Here is a 20,211-nt window from a genome sequence, read left to right as displayed (position 1 = left end):
CTGCTCGGGAAGGACGGCTGTCTCGTCCTTCCGACCGTGCCGGGTCCGGCCCCGCTGCGCGGCGCCGGACCCGGGCAGCTGGAGCGGAGCCGCAGCAGCGCCATGATGCTCAGCTGCCTGGCCGGACTGGCCGGGCTGCCGCAGGTTACGCTGCCGGTGCCCGGCCCCGGCGGAATGCCGCTGGGACTGTCCGTCATCGGCGGGCACGGACAAGATCTCCGGCTCCTGTCCTGGATACAGGAGGTATGGAAGTAGGAAGTCATAGCCCTGGTTCTCTGAATGAAGAGAACCAGGGCTTTTTGCTGATTGCCCAATGTATGCGGAAAACAGTATCCAATTGTAATCGGAAAACCGATTACATCGGGCGGTGCGAGGGCTGACGGAGCGATTGTAATCGGAAAACCGATTACTTTGGGTGGCACGAGGGCTACCGGGTTGATTGCAATGGGGCGGTGCGGGGGTGAGTGATCCGGATGTGTGCGAAAAACAGCATACAATGGCAGGTGGCGGGTGAGCGTGCCGAATGAGCGCACCGAATGTATGCGAAAAACAGCATACATTCGGTGCGGAGATGAGCAGGCCGTATGCAGGTTCAAGGGACCGAATGAGGGGCGATGCTGCCATTTGTTACTTATGCGTAATATTATATAACACAAAATAACCCGATTTTAACTTTTCTCTTTCCAACAGCGGTCATTTTATCTATAATGTTACATAAAGTAACATATGAATCGAATTAACCTATTATGAAGGTAGAGAAGGAGGGGTGGCTATGCATCTTACAGTGGAAGAAGCGTTGTCCATTTATCCTTTATCCGAAGCGAAGCTGATTGCCGGGTCCAAGGGGAAGCACAGGATTGTGAAATCGATCAATGTCATGGATGCTCCCGATATCTCGGACTGGATCAAGGAAGGGGAAATGCTGCTGACCACAGCCTATCTGATCAAGGACAGCCCGGAGGAAGCTTCGGCATTGCTGCAGATGCTGAACCGGCGCGGGTCAGCGGGGCTGGGCATTAAGCTGGGCCGGTTCTGGGAGACTGTGCCGCCGCCCTTGATTGCGGAAGCAGAGCAGCTGAATTTCCCGCTGATTGAGCTGCCGTTCCAGTTCACCTTCTCCGACCAGATGAACGGCTTGTTCCGCGCAGAGCTGTCGCGCAGTGTGGGCACCCTGCAGAGCATGATGGAGAAGCAGCGGCTGCTGATGCGTCTTGCCTTGCGTTCCGGTCGCAGCCGTCCGCTGCTGGACACCGTCTCGGAGATCATCGGTTCCCCGCTGGCTGTAATCAGCAACCGGGGAACGGTAGTATTTAACAACTCGGGGTACACCGAAAGTGAGCAACTGGAAGGTTGGCCCTGGCCGCCACGCAATCAGCGCTTCCGTCTCGGCGAAGGCACCGGCTACCGGCTTCCGCTGCTGCAAGCCGGGAAATGCCTAGGTTACCTTCATTATTGCGATATTGATCCCTTGCTGCTGCCCGTGGAGGAAAGTCTGTTCGTCCAGGGGGCGGAGTTGATTTCTTATCATATGCATACCGGGCTGGAGGATTATTTCGAGCAGGCCGGACACCGTGAATTCAGCGGGCTGCTGCGGCGGTTCCTGAATGACGGGCTGAAATACGCTGAGCTGGCACAGGCAGCGCTCCGGCTGGAGATTACGCTGCTTGAGGCCCCGTTTCAACTGCTGCTTACCGATGTGGCTGCTGCGGGAGAAGCCCGGCAGGGAGAGCTGCTGCGGTTGAAGGAGGAGTATTCGGAGCATCCGGTGCTGCATGGCCTGCAGGCGGTCCACTTCCTGGTGGAAGAGGGAGTGGTGTCGCTGTATCCGGCCGGGCCGCATCAGCCCGAGGAGTTCCGGGCACTGATTCAGGAATGCTTCGACAACCTGAAGTTCGATAAAGGTTATTATCCGCAGTCCGCTGTCAGCAGTGTGAAGCAGAAGCCGGAGGGGCTGAAGGAAGCTTTTGCCGAGATTAAGGAATGTATGGGCATGGCCCGGCAATGGGGCGCACACGGAAATGTGGTGCATTACCGCCAGCTGGAGCTTGATCTGCTGCTGAGCAAGATTCCGGCAGAGACCATGGAGCGTTATTACAGCGGAAGCCTGCGGGGGCTACTTAGCCGGGAACCAGAATATGTTAAGGAGATGCTCCATACGCTGGAGGTCTACCTGGAGAATGACGGCCATGTGAACGAGACGGCCAAGAAGCTGTTCATTCACCGCAATACGGCCACTTACCGGATTGAGAAGCTCAGTGAGTTGCTGGATGTCGATTTCAAAAAAATCAATGATCTCATGAAGCTGAAGCTGGTCTTCCTGTTCCGCAGAATGCTGGAGCGCGAATAACAGCCGTCCATGAGCAGATTGCCAAAAAAAGGAGTGGAGAACAATGAAGGTGGCCGGAATCTTTTTGGCGGCAGGCCGCAGGAATGGAGCAGGGGCCTCAGAAGGTTCTCTGAACAGGGCGGGCGCGGGTTCAGCAGGTGCGGCGATGCTCAGTGAGCTGGAGAACTGCGGGCTTGCGCCGCTGGTTGTGGTGGTTCGTGCGGATGATCCTTTGGGCTGGCTGCCTCCTGCCGGGAAGGCGGAGAATATGCGGCGGATTGAGACTTGCCTGACGGCCCATTTGGGCCTGTCCTTCTCACTGCGCTGCGGCTTGAATGCTGTAGCTTCGCTTCAGCCGGATGCAGTGGTCATTGCGGCGGCGGATCAGCCGTTTGTGGCAGCCGCTCAGATCCGCCGGTTCATCCAAGCGTATGAGCAGCACCCGGAGCTTGATTATGTCACGAGTGCACAAGAAGGATTGCTGATGCCGCCTACCCTGTTCTCAAGCGCGCTGTTCCGCGGACTTCAGGAGCTGGACGATGAAGAGGGCATAGCTGCCATTATGCGGACCAAGGAGTATAAGGGGCTCATCCTGCCTCAAGAGTCTGTTCAGGCGTTCGCAGAGCCCGGGCTGCCGGAGAGCTTCGGAGGGTACCGCAGAGAATGGAGCGTGCGGAGCGGCAACAGACAGTAAATTCGATATTTTCTAAATTGATGTAAGCTAATATCACATAATTTAAGTTAAATTTTGAGATGTCTTCGTGCATGAAGCACAAAAGCGACCCCTCTTCTTATCCACCCACACAAAGCTATGTTATATAAATTTACGTAAGTGCTGCTCCTCAGTATAGTAGAGATACATTAATGGCTATAGCCATTAGGAGAGATATCCTGGAGGAGGAGAATTATGAAACAAAGGGGTCAGGCATTCAAATTCAGCATCATCACGATGTTCCTGCTGGCGGTGGTTCTGACGGGGTGCGCGAAGAATAATACGGCGTCTAATACAGATGCAACTGCAACGGCGGCGCCTCCGGCGGCAAGTACACCGGCAGGCGGTGAGGCAGCGGCAACAACAGAGCCGGCAGCGGAGAAGCCGACGGTTGCTTTTGTCTATATCGGGCCTCCGGGTGACGGCGGGTATACGTATCAGCATGATCAGGGCCGGCTATATATGGAGAAGGAGCTTGGGATCAAGGCGGATTTCGTGGAAAATGTACCGGAAAGCGCCGATGCCGAGCGGATCATCACAGAGCTTGCGCAGAACCATGACATCGTGTTCACCACAAGCTTCGGCTATATGGATTTCACCTTGAACGTGGCAGGGAAATTCCCTAACGTGAAGTTCATGCATGCCTCCGGCTACAAGACAGCCGAGAACATGGGAACCTACTTCGGCAAAAACTATCAGGCCAGTTATCTGTCCGGGATCGCGGCAGGTAAAATGACAAAGAAAAATCATCTCGGCTATGTGGGAGCCTTCCCGATCAGCGAGGTGATCTATAATCTGAACGCCTTCACGCTGGGCGCGCAGAGTGTCAACCCGGCGGTGAAGGTGGATGTGGTGTGGACGAATACCTGGTATGACCCTGCGACGGAACGTCAGGCGGCAATCAGCCTGCTCGACAAAGGGGCGGATGTCCTGCTGGCGTATCAGGATTCACCGGCTACCCTTCAGGCTGCGGCGGAACGGGGAGCTTTTGCCGGGGGGAATGACTCGGATATGAGCAAGTATGCACCGGACAACTACTTAACCAACCCTGTATGGAACTGGGGGCCTTATTATGTAAAAGCTGTTCAATCCGTGATGGACGGAACTTGGAAAAGTGAGCAGTATTCCGGCGATATGGCTGACGGCATGGTGGAGCTGGCGCCATTCGGCAACAAGGTTCCCGAGGATGTGAAGAAGCTGGTGGAGGACGCCAAGGCCAAGATCATCAGCGGCGAGCTGGAGGTATTCACCGGACCGATCTCGGACAACAAGGGCAATGTAACTGTTAAGGACGGCCAGAAGCTGACCCTTGAAGAGGTGCTTGGCATGAACTGGCTGGTCAAAGGTGTCGAGGGCACGATTCCGCAGTAACAGCTGCTGCAACACATCTTCATACAGCACAGCCTTACGGGTGGGGCGGGGTCCGGATACCGGAGCCTTCCCCACCTGTACTATAACTACCCGGAAAGGAGCGTAGCACTATGCAGGACCCTTCGGTTGAAATGCGCGGGATAGTGAAGACATTCGGTGCTGTAACGGCCAGCGATCAAGTTGATTTTTCGGCAAATGCGGGAGAGATTCACGCGCTGCTCGGGGAGAACGGGGCGGGGAAAAGCACAGTCATGAGCATGCTGTCAGGGGTGTACCGGGCGGACGCCGGAGAGATTCTCATTCATGGCAAACCGGCCAGAATCCGTTCCCCGAAGGATGCGGCAATGCTTGGTGTAGGCATGGTCTTTCAGAACTTCAGACTGGTGCAAAGCCTTACAGCGGCGGAGAATATCGTGCTTGGCGAAAAGTCGTCTTTCTGGCGCGGCAGCAGATGGATCAAACGTAAGCATGAAGAGATAGAGGGGCTTGGAGAAAGGTTTGGCCTGAAATTTCCCGTCGACCGGCCAATCTGGCAGCTGTCTGTCGGCGAGCAGCAGCGTGTTGAGATTGTCAAAACGCTATACCGCGGGGCAGACATCATCATCCTGGATGAGCCGACTTCGGTGCTGACACCGGGAGAGGCGGAGCAGCTGTTCGGGACCCTTCAGGTGATGAAGCAGGCGGGAAAGACGGTGATCATGACCACGCATAAAATGAAGGAGGTCATGACCTCCTCAGACCGGATCTCCGTGATGCGCAAGGGGAAAATGATTGCTTCGCTGATGACAGGCGAGACGGATGAGCTGGAGCTGGCCCGGCTTATGGTGGGCCGGGAGGTTGCGATCAGCCGTCAGGAGCGCGAGGCAACGGCCGGAGAGCCGCTGCTGATTGTCCGCGATCTGGAGGTCGCAGCAGATCATGGCCGCAAGGCGCTGGATGCCCTGTCGCTTACGGTTCATGAAGGCGAAATTGTGGGCGTGGCCGGCGTTGCGGGCAACGGGCAGAAGGAGCTGGCTGAGGTATTGACGGGACTTAGAGCTTGGAGGAAGGGCGAGATCCGATTTGACGGCAGTCCTGTGAAAACAGCTTCGGTAAGAGGGGCGATCGATTCGGGCATCTCGCATGTGCCGGAGAACCGGATGAAGAGCGGTCTGGCCGGACGGCTGGGGTCAGTTGACAACCTGCTGTTCAAGTCTTACCGCAGCGGGGAGCATTCCCGGTTCGGCTTCCTGAAGGCGGCCAGGAACCGCTCCTGGTCGCAGGAGCTGGTCCGCCGCTTCAATGTGAAGACGCCTGAGCTGGATACTCCTGTGCAGCAATTGTCCGGCGGGAATCAGCAGAAGCTGCTGTTCGCCCGCGAGGTCAGCCACCGTCCGAAGCTGATGGTGGCCGTGCATCCGACGCAAGGGTTGGATGTCGGCGCGGCGGCAGGGGTACATGAGCTGCTGATGGAGCTGCGCAGCTCCGGGAGCGGGGTGCTGCTGATCTCCGAGGATCTGGATGAACTGCTGCAGTTATCCGACCGTATTCTGGTGATCTACGGAGGTTCAATTGTAGGCGAGAGCGACCATGAGCAGGCGGACCGGGAACAAATCGGCCTGATGATGGCCGGTATCCGGAGCAGGGAGGGAAGTGCGGTATGAGTCCGAAGCCTGGAAATGAATCTGCAACGCTTCCGCCGCTGGCGGGGCGCAGCGGGAGGTGGTACTCCCTCAGGCTGGAATATGATTCAAGCCGTACCCGTTCACCGTGGTGGACGCCTATTCTGTCGGTTGTTCTGGCGCTCCTGCTCTGTGCGGTGTTCATCGCCGCTAATGGAATGAGCCCGCTGGTTGTCTACGAGAAAATGTTCCGGGGAGCCTTCGGCACCTCCTACGGCTTCACTGAAACCATGGTCAAGGCTATTCCGCTGCTGCTCTGCGGGCTAGGCATTGCTGTAGCTTACCGGATCTCCGTGTGGAATATCGGGGCGGAGGGACAATTGACGGTAGGTGCTATGGCGGCTACTGCGGTAACGATCTACTTCCCCAGCCTTTCTTCCTTCTGGTCCATTACGCTGATGCTGGTTTTCGGTACAGCGGCCGGAGCCTTGTGGGGTCTGATGACGGCGGTGCCGCGAACCCATTTCGGTGTCAATGAGCTGATTACCTCGCTGATGCTGAACTACGTGGCCTTGCTGGCTCTGGATTATGTAGTATTCGGCCCCTGGAAGGACCCGAAGGGGTTCAACTTCCCGGGTTCGCCGATGTTCACCGCTGCCCAGTCGCTGCCGGTTCTTGGCAGCACCCGGCTGCACATCGGGCTGATCTTCGGCCTCGTGGCCGTGCTGATCTATTATCTGATGATCCGGTTCACCCGCTGGGGCTATGAGCTGCGTCTAATCGGCGCCAATCCAACAGCCGCCCGGTATGCGGGCATCCACATCAAGAAGCATATTATCATCGTCATGCTGATCAGCGGCGGTCTTGCCGGGATTGCCGGCATGGCCGAGGTGTCCGGGGTTACGCATAAGCTGATGCAGGGGATCTCCCCGGGCTATGGCTATACGGCGATCATCGTAGCCTGGCTTGCCAAGCTGAACCCGCTGGGCCTGGTTGTGACTTCGATTCTGTTCGGCGGCCTGATTGTGGGCGGCTATAGTGTTCAGACGATCGGACTGCCTTCGTCCATATCGGAAATGCTGCAGGGCGCGATCCTGTTCTTCCTGATTGCCGGCGACATGATTCACCGGTTCCGCATCCGCCGGAGCGCATAACAGCATTCTCGTACAGGAGGGAGTTCACTCATGGATTTCACTACACAATTATTAATCGCCGCTATCTCCGCCGGAACACCGCTGCTGCTGGCTACGCTGGGAGGCATTCTGACCGAACGGGCCGGCATTATCCAGCTCGGCGCGGAGGGGCTGATGCTGATGGGGGCAGTGACGACTTGTATCGTCTACATCCGCAGCGGGAATCTCATCCTTGCGCTGCTCTCGGCGGTAGCCATTACCGCTCTTCTGGGTATGGTTCATTCGTTCTTATGTGTCACGCTGAGGGCGAATCAGACGATGTCGGGCCTGGCGATGACGCTGTTCGGCAGCGGGCTTAGCGCTTATGTGGGTAAGTCGATCAGCGGCATTCCGCTTCCCGGCAGTTTGCCGAAGCTGGATCTGGCGGCGCTGAAGCCGGTGCCGGTGCTCGGGGAGCTTTTTGGAAGGCTGGATATGCTGACCTGGTTCAGTCTCCTGCTCGTCCTTGTGCTGCATCTGCTGATTCATCATACCTCGTGGGGACTGCATCTTCGGGCAGTCGGCGACAATCCGGCCACTGCGGACGTCATGGGGATTCGTGTGCAGCTGATCCGTTACTGCTATGTTACTGCCGGAGCGGCGCTGATTGGTCTGGCCGGTGCGGATATGGTGCTGGCGTATGCGCCGACCTGGAATGAAGGGCTGACCGCCGGACGGGGCTGGATCGCCGTGGGTCTGGTGATTTTCGCCAGATGGAATCCGCTGCGCGCACTGTTCTGCGCCTACTTCTTCGGAGCGCTCGATTCGCTGGGCTTCCGTATTCAGCTGCTGGGAAGTGCGGTGCCGTCTTATTTTCTGAAAATGATTCCATACGTCGTAACGATTCTCGTATTGATGTATCTGGGATACCGCAACCGCAACAAGCCCTCCGGTACGCCGGAATCGCTGGGAACGCCTTATATCCGCGAACAGCGGTTCTAGGCCGGGAGTGCGCAGGCGGCAATATACAAATTAGAGGGATGGGGGCTGGCTTATGACTATACCGGCGGACCGGTTGACTCTGGAGCAGATTAATTCGATGGCAAAACAGGACTTCGTGGAGCAGCTCGGAGGTATCTTCGAGCATTCCCCTTGGGTATCAGAGGGGGTGTACAGCAGGCGTCCGTTCAATTCGGTGCAGGAGCTGCATGCTGCCATGATGGAGATAGCACGGCAGGCGGAGCCGGACCAAGTGCTGGCGCTGCTGAGAGCTCACCCGGATCTGGCGACAAGACTTGCAGTCAGTCCGCTCTCGGCGGCTGAGCAGCAGGGGGCCGGACTGGACCGGCTGACACCGGAGGAATTCACACAGCTTACCGGACTGAACGCTGCCTATATAGCGAAATTCCGCTTTCCGTTCATCTTCGCTGTACGGGGCAAAACGAAAGAAGACATCCTTAGCGCCATCGGTGAGCGTGTGGACCGTCCGCTTAAGGAGGAGCAGGAGCAGGCGCTGCTGGAGATTGGAACAATCACTCGTTTTCGGCTGGAGGATCTGCTGGGGGCGGAATAGAGGCAGGTCACTGCATATTATAGGAGGAAGGTGACGCAAATGTCTGGAATGAACGGACGGCTGAGCACCCATGTGCTGGATCTTTCACGGGGCAAGCCTGCTGCGGGCCTGTCGCTTCAGCTCTGGCGGCTGGATACCGGAGGCCCTGTGCTGCTGCGTGAGGCGCTAACGAATGAGGACGGCAGGCTGGACGCTCCGCTGCTGGCTGGAGAAGAGATGCTGGCCGGAAGCTATGAGCTGCTATTTATGGCCGGTGATTATTTCCGGGGCACTCAGGCTGGTGCCGGAGAACCGGAGACGGAGGAGGAAGCGGGGGCTGTTGTTCCGTTCCTGGACCAGATTCCGATCCGCTTCAATATGCCGGACCCCTCCGCCCATTACCATGTACCGCTGCTGGTTGCACCTGGAGGATACAGCACTTATCGCGGGAGTTAACACGGCAGTCCAGTGTACCGCTGCATCTAATCTTAAGCCAATAGACCGGAGGTGGGCCTATCATGAAGGAAGAAGGTTATGAGCTTATCATCAGGAACGGACAGGTGGTCCTGCCCGAAGAAGTCCGCAGGCTTGAGATCGGAGTGAAGGATGGCAAAATCGCTGCACTGGGCGAAGACTTACAGGCCTCGTCCGGGACCAGAATTCTGGATGCGGAAGGGCAATACGTGCTGCCCGGTATGATCGACATGCATGTTCACTTCAATGAGCCTGCGCTCGGTCACTGGGAGGGCTTCCGCAGCGGGTCGGCTGCTCTTGCGGCCGGCGGCTGCACCTGTTATGCGGATATGCCGCTGAACGGGAATCCGCCGACGGTGAGTCTGGAAGCGCTCCGGCTGAAGGCGGAGGCCGCAGCCGGGAACTCGGCGGTGGATTATGTGCTGTGGGGCGGCCTTATGCCAGGGAATCTGGAGGAGTTGGAGGGACTGGCGGCAGCGGGCGTTACCGGGTTCAAGGCCTTCATCTCGAATCCCGGCGGTGAAGGCGAAGGGCGGTTCCGTGAGGTGGACGATGATACCCTGTATCAGGGGATGCTTCGGATCGCCGCAACCGGCGGGATTCTCGCCCTGCATGCGGAGAGTGAAGCGATAACCTCGACGCTTGGGGCGGCGGCAATACGCGCCGGGCGCAGCAGCGCGAGGGATTTTGCGGCTTCGCGCCCTCCGCAAGCGGAGCTTGCGGCTGTAGCCAGTGCGCTGCTGTATAGTGAGCGGACCGGCTGTAAGCTGCACTTCGTCCATATCAGCACAGCGGCAGCCCTGGAGCTGATTCATGAGGCCAAGCTGCGCGGCCTGGATGTGACCGCAGAGACCTGTCCCCATTATCTGATTCTGGATGAAGACAGCATGGAGACCCTTGGGCCGCTGGCCAAGTGCGCTCCGCCTCTTCGCAGCAGCGGGGAGCGGGACCGGCTTTGGACGGCGCTGGCTGCGGGGCAGGTGGATCTGGTTGCTTCCGATCATTCCCCCTGTCCGCCCGACTTGAAGCTGGCGCCCGGGCTGTCGTTCATGGAAGCCTGGGGCGGGATCTCAGGAGCCCAGAGCAGTCTGGAATTGATGTTCCATGAAGGCGTTCATGTGCGCGGCTTGCCGGTTACGCAGATCTCGGCGCTGCTCTCCGGGCTTCCTGCCCGGCGGTTCGGGCTGGAGGGGCGCAAGGGCTCCATCGCACCGGGGCTGGATGCAGATCTGGTGCTGCTTGATCCAGATGCAGCCTATACCCTGCGTGCAGAGGATCTGTTGTACCGCCACCGGCATAGCCCCTATGTCGGAATGACGTTATCCTGCAAGGTAACGGCAACGATCTGCCGGGGCAATACAGTCTATACTGCTACGAAAGGCGTTGTTGCTGGCAGTGGAGGAGAATGGCTGCGGATCAGGCACAGCCAGCCCGGGCTATGAAGCCGCCGGTCCCGCATGTCCCGGCCGGGGAGATGCTGAAGCTGTTGGATGAACTCGCAGCCTATAGCGCCCCGGGTCCAGGAGTTACCCGGCTGTTGTATACGCCGGAGTGGCAAGGGGTTCAGCATTTTTTGCAGGAGAGAATGGCTGGACTCGGGCTTGAAGTCCGGATGGATCAGGTGGGGAACATCTATGGCACACTGGCCGGTTCTCAGGTCAGCGATAAGGTTATCCTGACCGGCTCGCATATCGACACGGTAGTCAATGGCGGACGGTATGACGGCGCTTATGGAGTAGCGGCTGCTGTAACTGCGCTGCATTATCTTCTGGAGACCTTCGGTCCGCCGCTGCGGACGCTGGAGGTAGTATCCTTCTGCGAGGAAGAGGGCAGCCGCTTTCCGCTGACGTTTTGGGGCTCGGGGAATGTAACCGGGCTTTATAACGGGAAGGAATGTATAGACTGCGCAGATGCGGATGGAATCACGCTGGCGGCTGCGATGGCGGCCTGCGGCCTTGGGGAGAGTGAAGGGTTGGCTGCTGAAGCTGCGGCGGGTCTGGAGCAGAGTGGCGGAAGCGGGAGTGGGGAACCGGAAGCTGGAGCAACAGCGGGTCTGCAGGAAAGCTTCTGGCACAGTAATAGTCCTGTGCGCAGTGATATTGCCGCGTATGTCGAGCTGCATATTGAACAGGGGATTATTCTGGAACGGACGTCCCGGAGAATTGGGGTTGTGCAGGCTATCGCCGGACAGCGGCGGTATCTTGTCAAGGTAGGCGGGACGGCCAATCATGCAGGGACTACGCCGATGGGGTTAAGGCAGGATGCACTGGCTGGTAGTGCGGAGATGCTGCTGGCCCTGGAGCGGTCCGCCCTGGCGGAGGGTGATCCGCTGGTAGCCACAACGGGGCGGCTCGAGGTCTATCCGGGTACATCCAATGTAATTCCCGGCGAAGTGCAGTTCACGCTGGACATCCGGCATAGCGAAACCGGGGTACTGGAGCGCTTCTGCGCAGCTATCCTGGCAGAGTTCGCAGAGCTTGGCCGCAGGCGCGGCCTGACACTTGAGGTACAGACGCTGCTGGAGACAGCCCCTGCTCCTATGGATCAGGAGCTTCGCACAGCTCTTGAAGAGATCTGTCTCCAGCAGGAGAAGCCTTACCTGAGCATGGTCAGCGGTGCGGGCCATGATGCCCAGTTGTTCGCCCCGCGCTGCCCGTCCGCGATGATCTTCGTGCCCAGCCAAGGCGGGATCAGTCATTCTCCTGTGGAGTACACCTCCCCGGAGGATCTCGCTGCTGGACTGGAAGTGCTGACAGCTATATTATATGGATTAGCTTATGAATAAGAGACGACCAAGCTTAGAGTTGTAATCTTAATTGTGTAATAAACAGCGGGGGCTGATCACTTAGAAGTCTGGAGGGGGGAGAATCATGAAGCGGTACGAAGATTTGTCGCCGTCCTTGCGGTGCATTATGACCCCCGGCCCCGTGGAGGTTGATCCGCGTGTGCTGCGGGCGATGTCTTATCCGGTGCTGGGACAATTCGATCCTGAATTCACAGAGATCATGAATGAGACGATGGAGATGCTGCGTGAGCTATTCGCCACCAAGAATCAGTGGGCGTATCCGGTAGACGGGACTTCGCGTTCCGGCATTGAGGCGGTGATGGTCAGCCTGATTGCGCCGGGGGACCGCGTGCTGATTCCGGTCTTTGGCCGTTTCGGCCACTTGCTCCATGAGATTGCTGAACGCTGCGGCGCTGAAGTACTCACGATTGAACAGACCTGGGGCCGTGTCTTTCCCCCGGAAGAGGTAATTGCAGCTATACGGAGGTTCAAGCCGGATGTGGTGGCAATGGTTCACGGGGAGACCTCTACAGGCCGTGTGCAGCCGCTGGCCGAGATCGGGCGGGCCTGCCGGGAGCAGGATGCGCTGCTGATTGTAGACGCGGTGGCGACGATCGGCGGGGTGCCGGTAGAGACGGATGCCTGGATGCTGGATGCCGTGGTCGGCGGAACGCAGAAATGCCTGTCCATCCCTTCAGGTATGGCCCCGGTGACGTATAATGACCGGGCTGAGGCCAAGCTGCTGAAGCGCAAGCAGGTGGAGCGTGGACTTAGAACTGATGCAGCTGCTGTCAGTGAGTTGCCCGTGGTACGCAGCAATTACCTGGACCTGAGTATGCTGCAGGATTACTGGAGTCCCCGGCGGCTCAATCACCATACGGAGATGACCTCTATGCTCTATGCTCTGCGGGAAGGCCTGCGGCTGGTCCTGGAGGAAGGGCTGGAAGCGCGGCATGCAAGGCACAGATTCCATGAGCAAGCCCTTACTGCCGGACTGTCAGCTATGGGGCTGGAGTTATACGGGGAGGCGGATAGCAAGCTGACGGTGGTCACCTGTGTGCACATTCCGGCGGGCATAGACGGGGAATCCGTCCGTTCCATGCTGCTGCAGCGTTTCGGTATTGAGATTGCAAGCTCCTTCGGGCCGTTACAAGGCCAGATCTGGCGGATCGGTACCATGGGCTTCAGCTGCCGGGAGAATAATGTGCTGCGTCTGCTTGGCGCGCTGGAGGCCGTGCTTATCCGCCACGGGTATGCGGTACCTGCCGGACAGGGTGTTCAGGCGGCACTTGACGTATATGAGTCATAAGTAAGATAATCATACACAATGCGATTTCTTTAAGTGACGGCTTGCGCCCCTGGAGGGGTGTCAGGGCCGTTTTTTCTAAATAGATAACCGGAAGGGAGTGCACATGATGACTTATTCACGACAACCATTGGCTGATTGCGTGCCTGAGCTGGTAGCTACAGCCCGGGGAGATCAGAAGGCTACACTGGTCATTACAGGCGGCAAGCTGGTCAATGTCTGCTCCGGGGAGATTCTGGACGGCATGTCCGTCGCTGTACAAGGCGGGCGCATTGCTTACGTCGGCAAGGACGTCTCCCATACGATTGGGGAGAGAACGCAGGTTATTGATGCGGCGGGCAGATACATTGCTCCCGGCCTGATTGACGGACACTGCCACATCGAGAGCACTCAATTGACGGTGACTGAATTCGCCCGCGCTGTATTGCCGCTGGGGACGACCGGAGGCTTCTTCGATGCCCATGAGATTGCCAACGTGTTCGGGCTTAAGGGAATTAAGCTGATGCTGGACGAGATGCGGGGAACGCCGCTGGCTGCTTATATGCAGGTGGCTTCCTGTGTCCCTTCTGCGGGTGCGGAATTTGAGACAACCGGCGCGTCGATCGGACCGGAGGAAGTAGCGGAGGCTTACACCTGGGGCGAGGATGTGATCGCACTCGGCGAAGTCATGAACTTCCCGGGAGTGGTCTACGGCGATGAGAAGATGATCGGAGAGATCCAGGCCACGCTGCGTGCGGGACGGTATGTTGACGGGCATTTCACCTGGCCGGCGAGTGACTGGAGACTTCCGGTCTATGCCGCAGCAGGGGTGACTGGGGATCATGAGTGTGTGACGGCTGAGGATGTTATAGAACGCGTACGTCTGGGGATGTACGCCAAAATGCGCCGCGGCTCTGCCTGGCATGATGTCGCCAAAACCATCACGGCGCATACCGAGCACGGGTTGGACCCGCGCCGGATGATGCTGGTGACGGATGACCGCAGCTCCGAATCACTGCGCGATGAGGGGCATATGGATTTTGTCGTACGCCATGCGATCTCCCAGGGGGTGAAGCCGGTCACGGCTTTTCAGATGGCAACGATCAACACCGCCGAGCGCTTCGGTGTAGCCCGCGATATCGGCTCTATCACGCCTGGCTCCTGCGCGGATATCATTCTGCTGGACGGTAATCTGGCCGATGTTCATGTGGTCATGACGATTGCAGCTGGCGTTGTTGTGGCTGAGAACGGCAGCATGACGGCTGAGCTGAGCCCGTACACCTACCCGGATGAAGTGCTGGCCTCTGTGCATCTGCAGCAGCCTCCGGTTCCCGCAGACTTTGTGATTCATGCGCCGATTGAGGAAGGTGTTCTGGCCACGCGGGTCATCCAAGTCATTGAGAACCATGTGGAGACCGGCGAGCTGATCATGAGCCTGCCAATAGCTGGATCGGAGCTGGTGGTGCAAGACGGTCTGTGCAAAATCGCTGTTCTGGAGCGGCACAAGGGAACCGGCAACAAATCCGTCGGGGTTGTACAGGGCATCGGCTTCCGCGAGCCTGCGGCCATAGCGATGACTGTAGCTCATGACAGCCATAATGTGCTGGTCATCGGCAATGATGATGGACTGATGGCGCAGGCGGCTGCCGCCGTGGCGGAAGCGCAGGGCGGTGTTGCGGTGATTACCGCTGCCGGAACCACCTTGTTCCCGCTGGCGATTGCCGGACTGATGTCGGCAGAGCCGTTTGAGATTGCCGCCGCGCAATCCGCTGCCATCAGCAAAGCGCTATATGATGCGGGGTGTACGCTGAACTATGCTTTTATGACCCTGTCTCTGCTGGCCCTGGCGGTTATCCCCGCACTGCGGATTTCCGATAAAGGCCTGGTGCGGATCTCCCCCGAAGAGGGTATTCAACTGGTACCGTTGTTCGTTAGCTAAGGGGAAGGCACACTTTTATTCTAATATTGGGCTACTGGGCCATTCAGTCTATTGCAGACTGGGTGGCTTTTTTTGTTGCTTAAATTATATGAAATACCGAATACAATCAGTGCTGCTGCGATGACGTATGGCTCCATGCTCCGCAGCCAGTAGCATTTGTAGGGAGTTCCTGCAAGATGTGCAACAATGCTATGTATTAGGTTTGATACTCCTACTCTTAAACAGCGGAGCGGGCGGAATGATTGTGGAGAAGCGGAGCGGTCGCCTTTGTATCCGGATTTTCACCGATTAGGGGAATGAGAAAAATCTGGATACAAGAGCGATTGGAACAACATTCCGTTTGCGGAGCGTGCTCCGAAGCGTCGCCGTAATTCATACTCCATATCCTGCACCATTATGTCCTCGTCTGTGTGCATAAAAAATATATTAATTAACCGATTTTTCACAGCATGAAACAGAAAATTTTAAGTTTTTAATGAAAAAGCATTAACAATAGGTGCGGAAAAGACGATAATACTTTTAAATTAGTTAAAATTATTGTCGAATCATGAAAATTCAGCATATACAGAGAGTCCAAACCTGAGGAACGGGGTGCATGAGAATGATGAGATTAGAAACGCGCGACATCTTGAATATCACAAGGAAGCAAATTACCAGTATTTTTAAAATGGAGCCGGTTGAACTGAAATTTGTCAATGACTATCAGGGTGAGCAGTATCTGCTGACCAATGATAAGCTGCATCTCAGCAACCAGCATTATTGGGCTAAGGTCATGGAGTGTGTGTTCGAGAACCATGTCAGACCTGTTCTGATGTGCGAGGTGCTCTACTTCCTGCGCAATGAGTTTCTGGAAAGTGACATCAAGCTGATGTTCTCCTATGATTTTGCGGAGGACTCGGAGGGAACAGCTTCGGCTTCGGCTGAGATCAGCTTCAAGGATTCGCCGGATCTGCAGCCTGATGAAATTGCTGAATTGATCGATTTTGCGCTGACTTTGCAGGATAAGCAGTGGTTCGAGGAACTGACTGCCAAATATAAACAGCTCACTCTTCAATAGTCGTACTATTAAAATAAAACGCGCCCGGCTCACAGGATGATAGCATCCCTGAGACCGGGCGTTTTTGTCTTCATTCGGCGGAAGACAGCCAGCCCTGGGCCGAGCAGTCTACCAGCTCTGCGAGAAAGCTGATCCACTCTTCCGTGTCGTTCAGGCAAGGGGCTACCTCCAGCATCTCAGCATTTCCGCCGCCCATGGCGAAGAGCTCCCGGCCTTCTACGGCCAGCTCATGCAGCGTTTCGAGGCAGTCTGTGACTAGTCCAGGAGAGAAAATAAGCGGCCGCCGGATTCCGCGTCCGTGAAGCTCCTTCAGCGTGTCCGCAGTCGACGGCCCTACCCAGGTCTCCGGCCCGAAACGGGACTGGAAGGAGAGCTGCCAGCGTTCCGGGGTCCAGCCCATAGCTTCTGCGAGCAGACGGCCTGTCTCCTGGCATTGCTGCGGATAGGGATCTCCGGTCTCGGCATAACGGCGGGGAATGCCGTGGAAGGACAGGACATAATAGTCCGGGTCTTCACTCATGGCGCGGATTTGCCGCTGTAATAAGGATTGCATCGCTGCGATATAGCCGTGTGCATCATGGTAGGCTTCTACGAACCGCAGCGCAGGTACGAAGCGCTTGGATACCTGCCCGTAGCGGCTATGTCGTCCCAGAGCGGCAAAGCTTGCAGCTTCATAGACGGAAGCGGTCGTTGTCGAGGAATACTGCGGGAATAACGGAAGGACTATGATGCGGGTCACTCCCGAAGCCTCCAGCTTGCGGAAGGCTTCAGCCATGCCGGGTGTGCTGTAAGCAAGCCCCAGCTCGACTTGATAGCTGCTGCCCAGCAGTGCCTGGAGCGCAGCCTGCTGTGCTCTGGAGTGGACGAGCAGAGGCGAACCCTCTTCCATCCAGATCTCCTGATACAGCTTCGCGGACCGGCGCGGACGGGTGCGCAGAATAATGCCGCGCAGCAGCGGCTGCCAGAGCAGCGGATGATAATCAATGATTCTGCGGTCGGACAGAAACCGCTTCAGATAAGGGCGGACCGCCTTGGCGCTCGGGGCGTCAGGGGTCCCGATCTGAGCAAGAATAACGCCTATACACGACTGATTCATGAGCAGCTGTTCCTCCTTTCCATGAACATGACATCGTTTAAAAATATCATATTCAAGCACAACCACACAATATAGTATATCGCACGGATATCATATGAAGGAGGATATGGGAGATTATGAGAGGTGTAAGAAATATATATTTTGTGTTATTGCAAAAAAGTGATGTTTCTTATAGGGTGTGTGATTTTCTACACAGAGAAAAGAGTTTCAATTTTGTTACCATCAAGCCAGAAATATTCACCAGCAGCTTGAAGTCCACTTATGTGAATTAATTCACTCCATTATGTGAATTGTTTCACCTTTTGAAAGATTGTATATATAGATGAATCTTTTCTTACACGGGCTGGGCCGAGCAGGAATGAAGGAAGGAGTGGTGACATTCAGGAAGAGTTGGCTGCTCTTCGTAATCAGAAGGAAATGAATGGACCAAAACGATTTGAAAACGCTACATACTACTGGGGATAATAAAGGAGAATACGCATTTGAAAAAATTAATTTCTTTGACTGTAAGCGCAGCCTTGCTGCTCGCGCCATTAGCCTACACGATTAACGCACCGGCTTTGAACCTGAAGGTGGATGCGGTTTCAGCAGCCTCGGAAGAAGCGCCGGCAGCGACTGCTAAACCAGCTCCGAAGGCAACAGCCAAACCGGCGCCAACTCCGAAGGCAACAGCCAAACCGGCAGCCACTCCGAAGGCAACAGCCAAACCGGCAGCCACTCCGAAGGCGACAGCCAAACCGGCAGCCACTCCGAAGGCGACCACTGCACCCGCAGCAACAGCTAAGCCGGCAGCGACCACTGCACCGGCGGCATCCGCCAAGGCAACTGCAAAGCCAGCAGCAACCGCGAAGCCTGTAGCAACAGCAACACCAGTTACTGTGCACAAGGATGTATATCAGGATGGAGTATATGTAGCCTACGGAGATGCGTATTCCAAAGGTACAGAGGGTGCGAAGGTAACGATTAAAGACGGCAAGATTGCCGATATCGAGCTGCTCAGAACCAGCCCGAAGATCATCGACCGCAATGCCCGTGAGAATTACAGCGGCGTGTGGGCAGCCTACGGTCTGATGAAAGACAGATTGATGGGCAAAACCAGAGACGGCGCAGCTGCGGTTGATGCTGTATCCGGCGCAACCCGCACGAGCAACGGCTGGAAGCTGTCCGTAGACAGAGCTTTTGAGCGATCGCTTGAGCACCAAGCGGCTAATGCCACTTATTTTGACGGAGTTCACATGGGTGTAGACCCTGAGGCCAAATATGCAGTGTTTGCAACCTATGAAGCAAACAAGCTGACTGCGGTTAAATTGTATCCGCTGAGCGCTACCGGAGATTTCGTGGATGAGAAGACATATACGGCTGAACAGACCGCAGCGATTGCCGCAATCACTCCTGCACTGCTCGCCAAAGGTGCCAGTGCGCAGCCGGTAGCCGGCTTCGAGGCAGAGACCAAAGCCGCAGTGAACGCCTTCTGGGATGCCGAACAGAATGCCAGCATCAACAACAAGGCTGCTTATGTTGACGGATTCTACTCTTCCTACGGTACAGCAAGAAGTGTAGGCGTGGAGAGAGCAGATGTTGTGATCCGTAACGGTAAGCTGGTAGATGTGAAGCTGTTCAGACTTGGCAGCAACCTGATCGACAGAGGTGCAACCGCCTATGCAGAGGTTGTGAAGGCGAATGCTCCGATGACTGCCAAACTGCTGGCTAACGGATCTTACATCGCTAACTATAATGAGAAGGTAGATGGAATCTCCGGTGCTACGGAGAGCAGCCATGGCTGGAACCAGGCCGTAGAGCGCGCTTTTGAGAAAGCCTTGAAGACTCCGGATGAAGGTCAAACCTTCGACGGCAAATTTGCCGGTGTGGATAATCAGTCCAAGGTTATGCTGCTGGTGGATATCGATGCTGATCAGGTAACAGGCATCAAGCTGAGCCTGTTCGGCGCAGACGGTAAGCTGATTGCAGATGACAAACGTACGGAAGAACAGAAATCATTGGTCGACAAGCTGACCGCCGGACTGCTCGCAAGCGGCGTGCAGGCTCCAGATATCGCCGGACAGGAAGCCCTGTCGGCTGCAGCGAAGGCAGCACTGACGGATGCTTTGACTAATGCGTCCAAAGTACAAGGCACTTATAAAGACGGCACCTTCACCGCTTATGGTGATGCGTATGACAAAGGCACGAACAAAGCAGATGTTACACTGCGCAACGGCAAGATCGTAAACGTTGCTCTGTCCCGTGTAGGCATGAACATGGTCGATCTGGGCAAAGCCGCTTACGCTGAGGTGCAAAAAGCTATTCCGGTGCTGACCGCCAGCTTCCTGGCCGCAGGTACAAGAGAAGGCGCTCAGGATGTAGATGCGGTATCCGGCGCTACCAGCAGCAGCAATGCGCTGAAGGCAGCCGTTGACAGAGCTTATGGTAAAGCGGAAGTTACGGAAACGGATAAGGCTGCGTATTTCGATGGTATTTTCATCGGCGCAAGTGTGGATAAAACTGTAAATGTCATGGTTACTACTAAGTATAATGTGCCTGTAACTATGGCTGTGTACTACCTGGATGATAAGGGTAAAGTAAGATATAATCTGACGGATGATGAACTGCTTGTGAAATACGAGATCGAGAATACCTCGAACGGCAAGGGACTGCATAAGTACGGGTACCGTGCAGCAGCCTTCGGAGCGAATGATGCCCAGAAAGCCATCTCCGCCAAAGCGGTAGAAGCGATCAAAGCAGCGCTTGAATCTGCCGGCAAATAAAAGAATCTATTTATTAAGGGTTGTCCAAGGTCATGCAAATGGCCGCCGGGACAGCCCTTTTTTCAGGTGTGGACATAAATAGAAATGCCAATCGTATAGTAATTTAAAGGGATTTGGGAAGGGAGTGTCAAACCTCTAA

Annotated in this window: 15 protein-coding genes and 1 pseudogene; 15 read left to right on the top strand and 1 reads right to left on the bottom strand. The window is 56.3% G+C overall.

The features are described 5' to 3' along the window. From C162_RS03115 to C162_RS03050, 14 genes and pseudogenes are all read left to right on the top strand, one after another. A pseudogene (locus C162_RS03115) lies at positions 1–255 on the top strand (amidase family protein); the annotation flags it as partial. A gap of 517 nt (positions 256–772) precedes the next feature. Continuing rightward, the gene (locus C162_RS03110) at positions 773–2,347 is read left to right on the top strand and encodes a PucR family transcriptional regulator (RefSeq protein ID WP_036691139.1); all 1,575 of its coding nucleotides are present in this window, start codon (positions 773–775) and stop codon (positions 2,345–2,347) included. 43 nt (positions 2,348–2,390) lie between these two features. Then, positions 2,391–3,020 carry an NTP transferase domain-containing protein gene (locus C162_RS03105; RefSeq protein ID WP_036691137.1) on the top strand — a complete coding sequence of 210 codons (630 nt, stop codon included), beginning with the start codon at positions 2,391–2,393 and terminating at the stop codon, positions 3,018–3,020. A 213-nt stretch (positions 3,021–3,233) separates the two neighbouring features. Further along, positions 3,234–4,409: a BMP family ABC transporter substrate-binding protein gene (locus C162_RS03100; protein ID WP_036691135.1), complete on the top strand. Its 1,176-nt coding sequence runs from the start codon at positions 3,234–3,236 to the stop codon at positions 4,407–4,409. A 110-nt stretch (positions 4,410–4,519) separates the two neighbouring features. Beyond that, the gene (locus C162_RS03095; protein ID WP_036691133.1) at positions 4,520–6,052 is read left to right on the top strand and encodes an ABC transporter ATP-binding protein; all 1,533 of its coding nucleotides are present in this window, start codon (positions 4,520–4,522) and stop codon (positions 6,050–6,052) included. Next, entirely contained in the window at positions 6,049–7,164 is a 1,116-nt protein-coding gene (locus tag C162_RS03090) for an ABC transporter permease (protein ID WP_036691132.1), read from the top strand. The genes C162_RS03095 and C162_RS03090 overlap by 4 nt, the downstream gene beginning before the upstream one ends. Before the next feature lie 30 nt (positions 7,165–7,194). Further along, positions 7,195–8,124: an ABC transporter permease gene (locus tag C162_RS03085; protein WP_036691130.1), complete on the top strand. Its 930-nt coding sequence runs from the start codon at positions 7,195–7,197 to the stop codon at positions 8,122–8,124. 52 nt (positions 8,125–8,176) lie between these two features. Then, complete coding sequence (gene uraD, locus C162_RS03080; RefSeq protein ID WP_200869168.1) at positions 8,177–8,695, top strand: 2-oxo-4-hydroxy-4-carboxy-5-ureidoimidazoline decarboxylase; 519 nt, start codon at positions 8,177–8,179, stop codon at positions 8,693–8,695. 48 nt (positions 8,696–8,743) lie between these two features. Then, positions 8,744–9,130, top strand: a complete 387-nt coding sequence (uraH, locus tag C162_RS03075) for a hydroxyisourate hydrolase (RefSeq protein WP_200869170.1) — start codon at positions 8,744–8,746, stop codon at positions 9,128–9,130. 62 nt (positions 9,131–9,192) lie between these two features. Further along, positions 9,193–10,590: an allantoinase AllB gene (allB, locus tag C162_RS03070; protein WP_036691126.1), complete on the top strand. Its 1,398-nt coding sequence runs from the start codon at positions 9,193–9,195 to the stop codon at positions 10,588–10,590. Continuing rightward, positions 10,554–11,933, top strand: coding sequence for a Zn-dependent hydrolase (locus tag C162_RS03065; protein ID WP_235218336.1), 1,380 nt, complete (start codon positions 10,554–10,556; stop codon positions 11,931–11,933). Before allB ends, C162_RS03065 begins: the two co-directional genes overlap by 37 nt. Positions 11,934–12,018: 85 nt before the next feature. After that, the gene (locus tag C162_RS03060; RefSeq protein ID WP_036691124.1) at positions 12,019–13,242 is read left to right on the top strand and encodes a pyridoxal-phosphate-dependent aminotransferase family protein; all 1,224 of its coding nucleotides are present in this window, start codon (positions 12,019–12,021) and stop codon (positions 13,240–13,242) included. 106 nt (positions 13,243–13,348) lie between these two features. Next, positions 13,349–15,157, top strand: a complete 1,809-nt coding sequence (locus C162_RS03055) for an adenine deaminase (protein ID WP_036691181.1) — start codon at positions 13,349–13,351, stop codon at positions 15,155–15,157. A gap of 601 nt (positions 15,158–15,758) precedes the next feature. After that, positions 15,759–16,214, top strand: a complete 456-nt coding sequence (locus C162_RS03050; RefSeq protein ID WP_036691179.1) for an IDEAL domain-containing protein — start codon at positions 15,759–15,761, stop codon at positions 16,212–16,214. Between the two features lie 70 nt (positions 16,215–16,284). On the opposite strand, the gene hemH is transcribed toward C162_RS03050, so the two are convergent. Beyond that, positions 16,285–17,310 carry a ferrochelatase gene (gene hemH, locus C162_RS03045; protein WP_036691123.1) on the bottom strand — a complete coding sequence of 342 codons (1,026 nt, stop codon included), beginning with the start codon at positions 17,308–17,310 and terminating at the stop codon, positions 16,285–16,287. A 482-nt stretch (positions 17,311–17,792) separates the two neighbouring features. Between hemH and C162_RS03040 the strand changes: the two genes are divergently transcribed. Then, entirely contained in the window at positions 17,793–20,072 is a 2,280-nt protein-coding gene (locus tag C162_RS03040) for an FMN-binding protein (RefSeq protein ID WP_036691121.1), read from the top strand. Positions 20,073–20,211 lie beyond the last annotated feature (139 nt).

Origin of the sequence: Paenibacillus sp. FSL R7-269 (assembly GCF_000517865.1) — a bacterium.
In the GTDB taxonomy this organism is placed as follows: domain Bacteria; phylum Bacillota; class Bacilli; order Paenibacillales; family Paenibacillaceae; genus Paenibacillus_AQ.
Note: the sequence above shows the minus strand (reverse complement) of the source record. Positions and strands in the feature narration are given on the sequence as shown.

What these genes read in the sequence shown, in the direction of transcription:
- uraD (WP_200869168.1), top strand. Translation starts at nt 8,177, where the DNA reads ATGACTATACCGGCGGACCGGTTGACTCTGGAGCAGATTAATTCGATG.
- uraH (WP_200869170.1), top strand. Translation starts at nt 8,744, where the DNA reads ATGAACGGACGGCTGAGCACCCATGTGCTGGATCTTTCACGGGGCAAG.
- C162_RS03065 (WP_235218336.1), top strand. Translation starts at nt 10,554, where the DNA reads ATGGCTGCGGATCAGGCACAGCCAGCCCGGGCTATGAAGCCGCCGGTC.
- C162_RS03060 (WP_036691124.1), top strand. Translation starts at nt 12,019, where the DNA reads ATGAAGCGGTACGAAGATTTGTCGCCGTCCTTGCGGTGCATTATGACC.
- C162_RS03050 (WP_036691179.1), top strand. Translation starts at nt 15,759, where the DNA reads ATGATGAGATTAGAAACGCGCGACATCTTGAATATCACAAGGAAGCAA.
- C162_RS03100 (WP_036691135.1), top strand. Translation starts at nt 3,234, where the DNA reads ATGAAACAAAGGGGTCAGGCATTCAAATTCAGCATCATCACGATGTTC.
- C162_RS03055 (WP_036691181.1), top strand. Translation starts at nt 13,349, where the DNA reads ATGACTTATTCACGACAACCATTGGCTGATTGCGTGCCTGAGCTGGTA.
- C162_RS03085 (WP_036691130.1), top strand. Translation starts at nt 7,195, where the DNA reads ATGGATTTCACTACACAATTATTAATCGCCGCTATCTCCGCCGGAACA.
- allB (WP_036691126.1), top strand. Translation starts at nt 9,193, where the DNA reads ATGAAGGAAGAAGGTTATGAGCTTATCATCAGGAACGGACAGGTGGTC.
- C162_RS03105 (WP_036691137.1), top strand. Translation starts at nt 2,391, where the DNA reads ATGAAGGTGGCCGGAATCTTTTTGGCGGCAGGCCGCAGGAATGGAGCA.
- C162_RS03090 (WP_036691132.1), top strand. Translation starts at nt 6,049, where the DNA reads ATGAGTCCGAAGCCTGGAAATGAATCTGCAACGCTTCCGCCGCTGGCG.
- C162_RS03095 (WP_036691133.1), top strand. Translation starts at nt 4,520, where the DNA reads ATGCAGGACCCTTCGGTTGAAATGCGCGGGATAGTGAAGACATTCGGT.
- C162_RS03110 (WP_036691139.1), top strand. Translation starts at nt 773, where the DNA reads ATGCATCTTACAGTGGAAGAAGCGTTGTCCATTTATCCTTTATCCGAA.
- hemH (WP_036691123.1), bottom strand. Translation starts at nt 17,310, where the DNA reads ATGAATCAGTCGTGTATAGGCGTTATTCTTGCTCAGATCGGGACCCCT.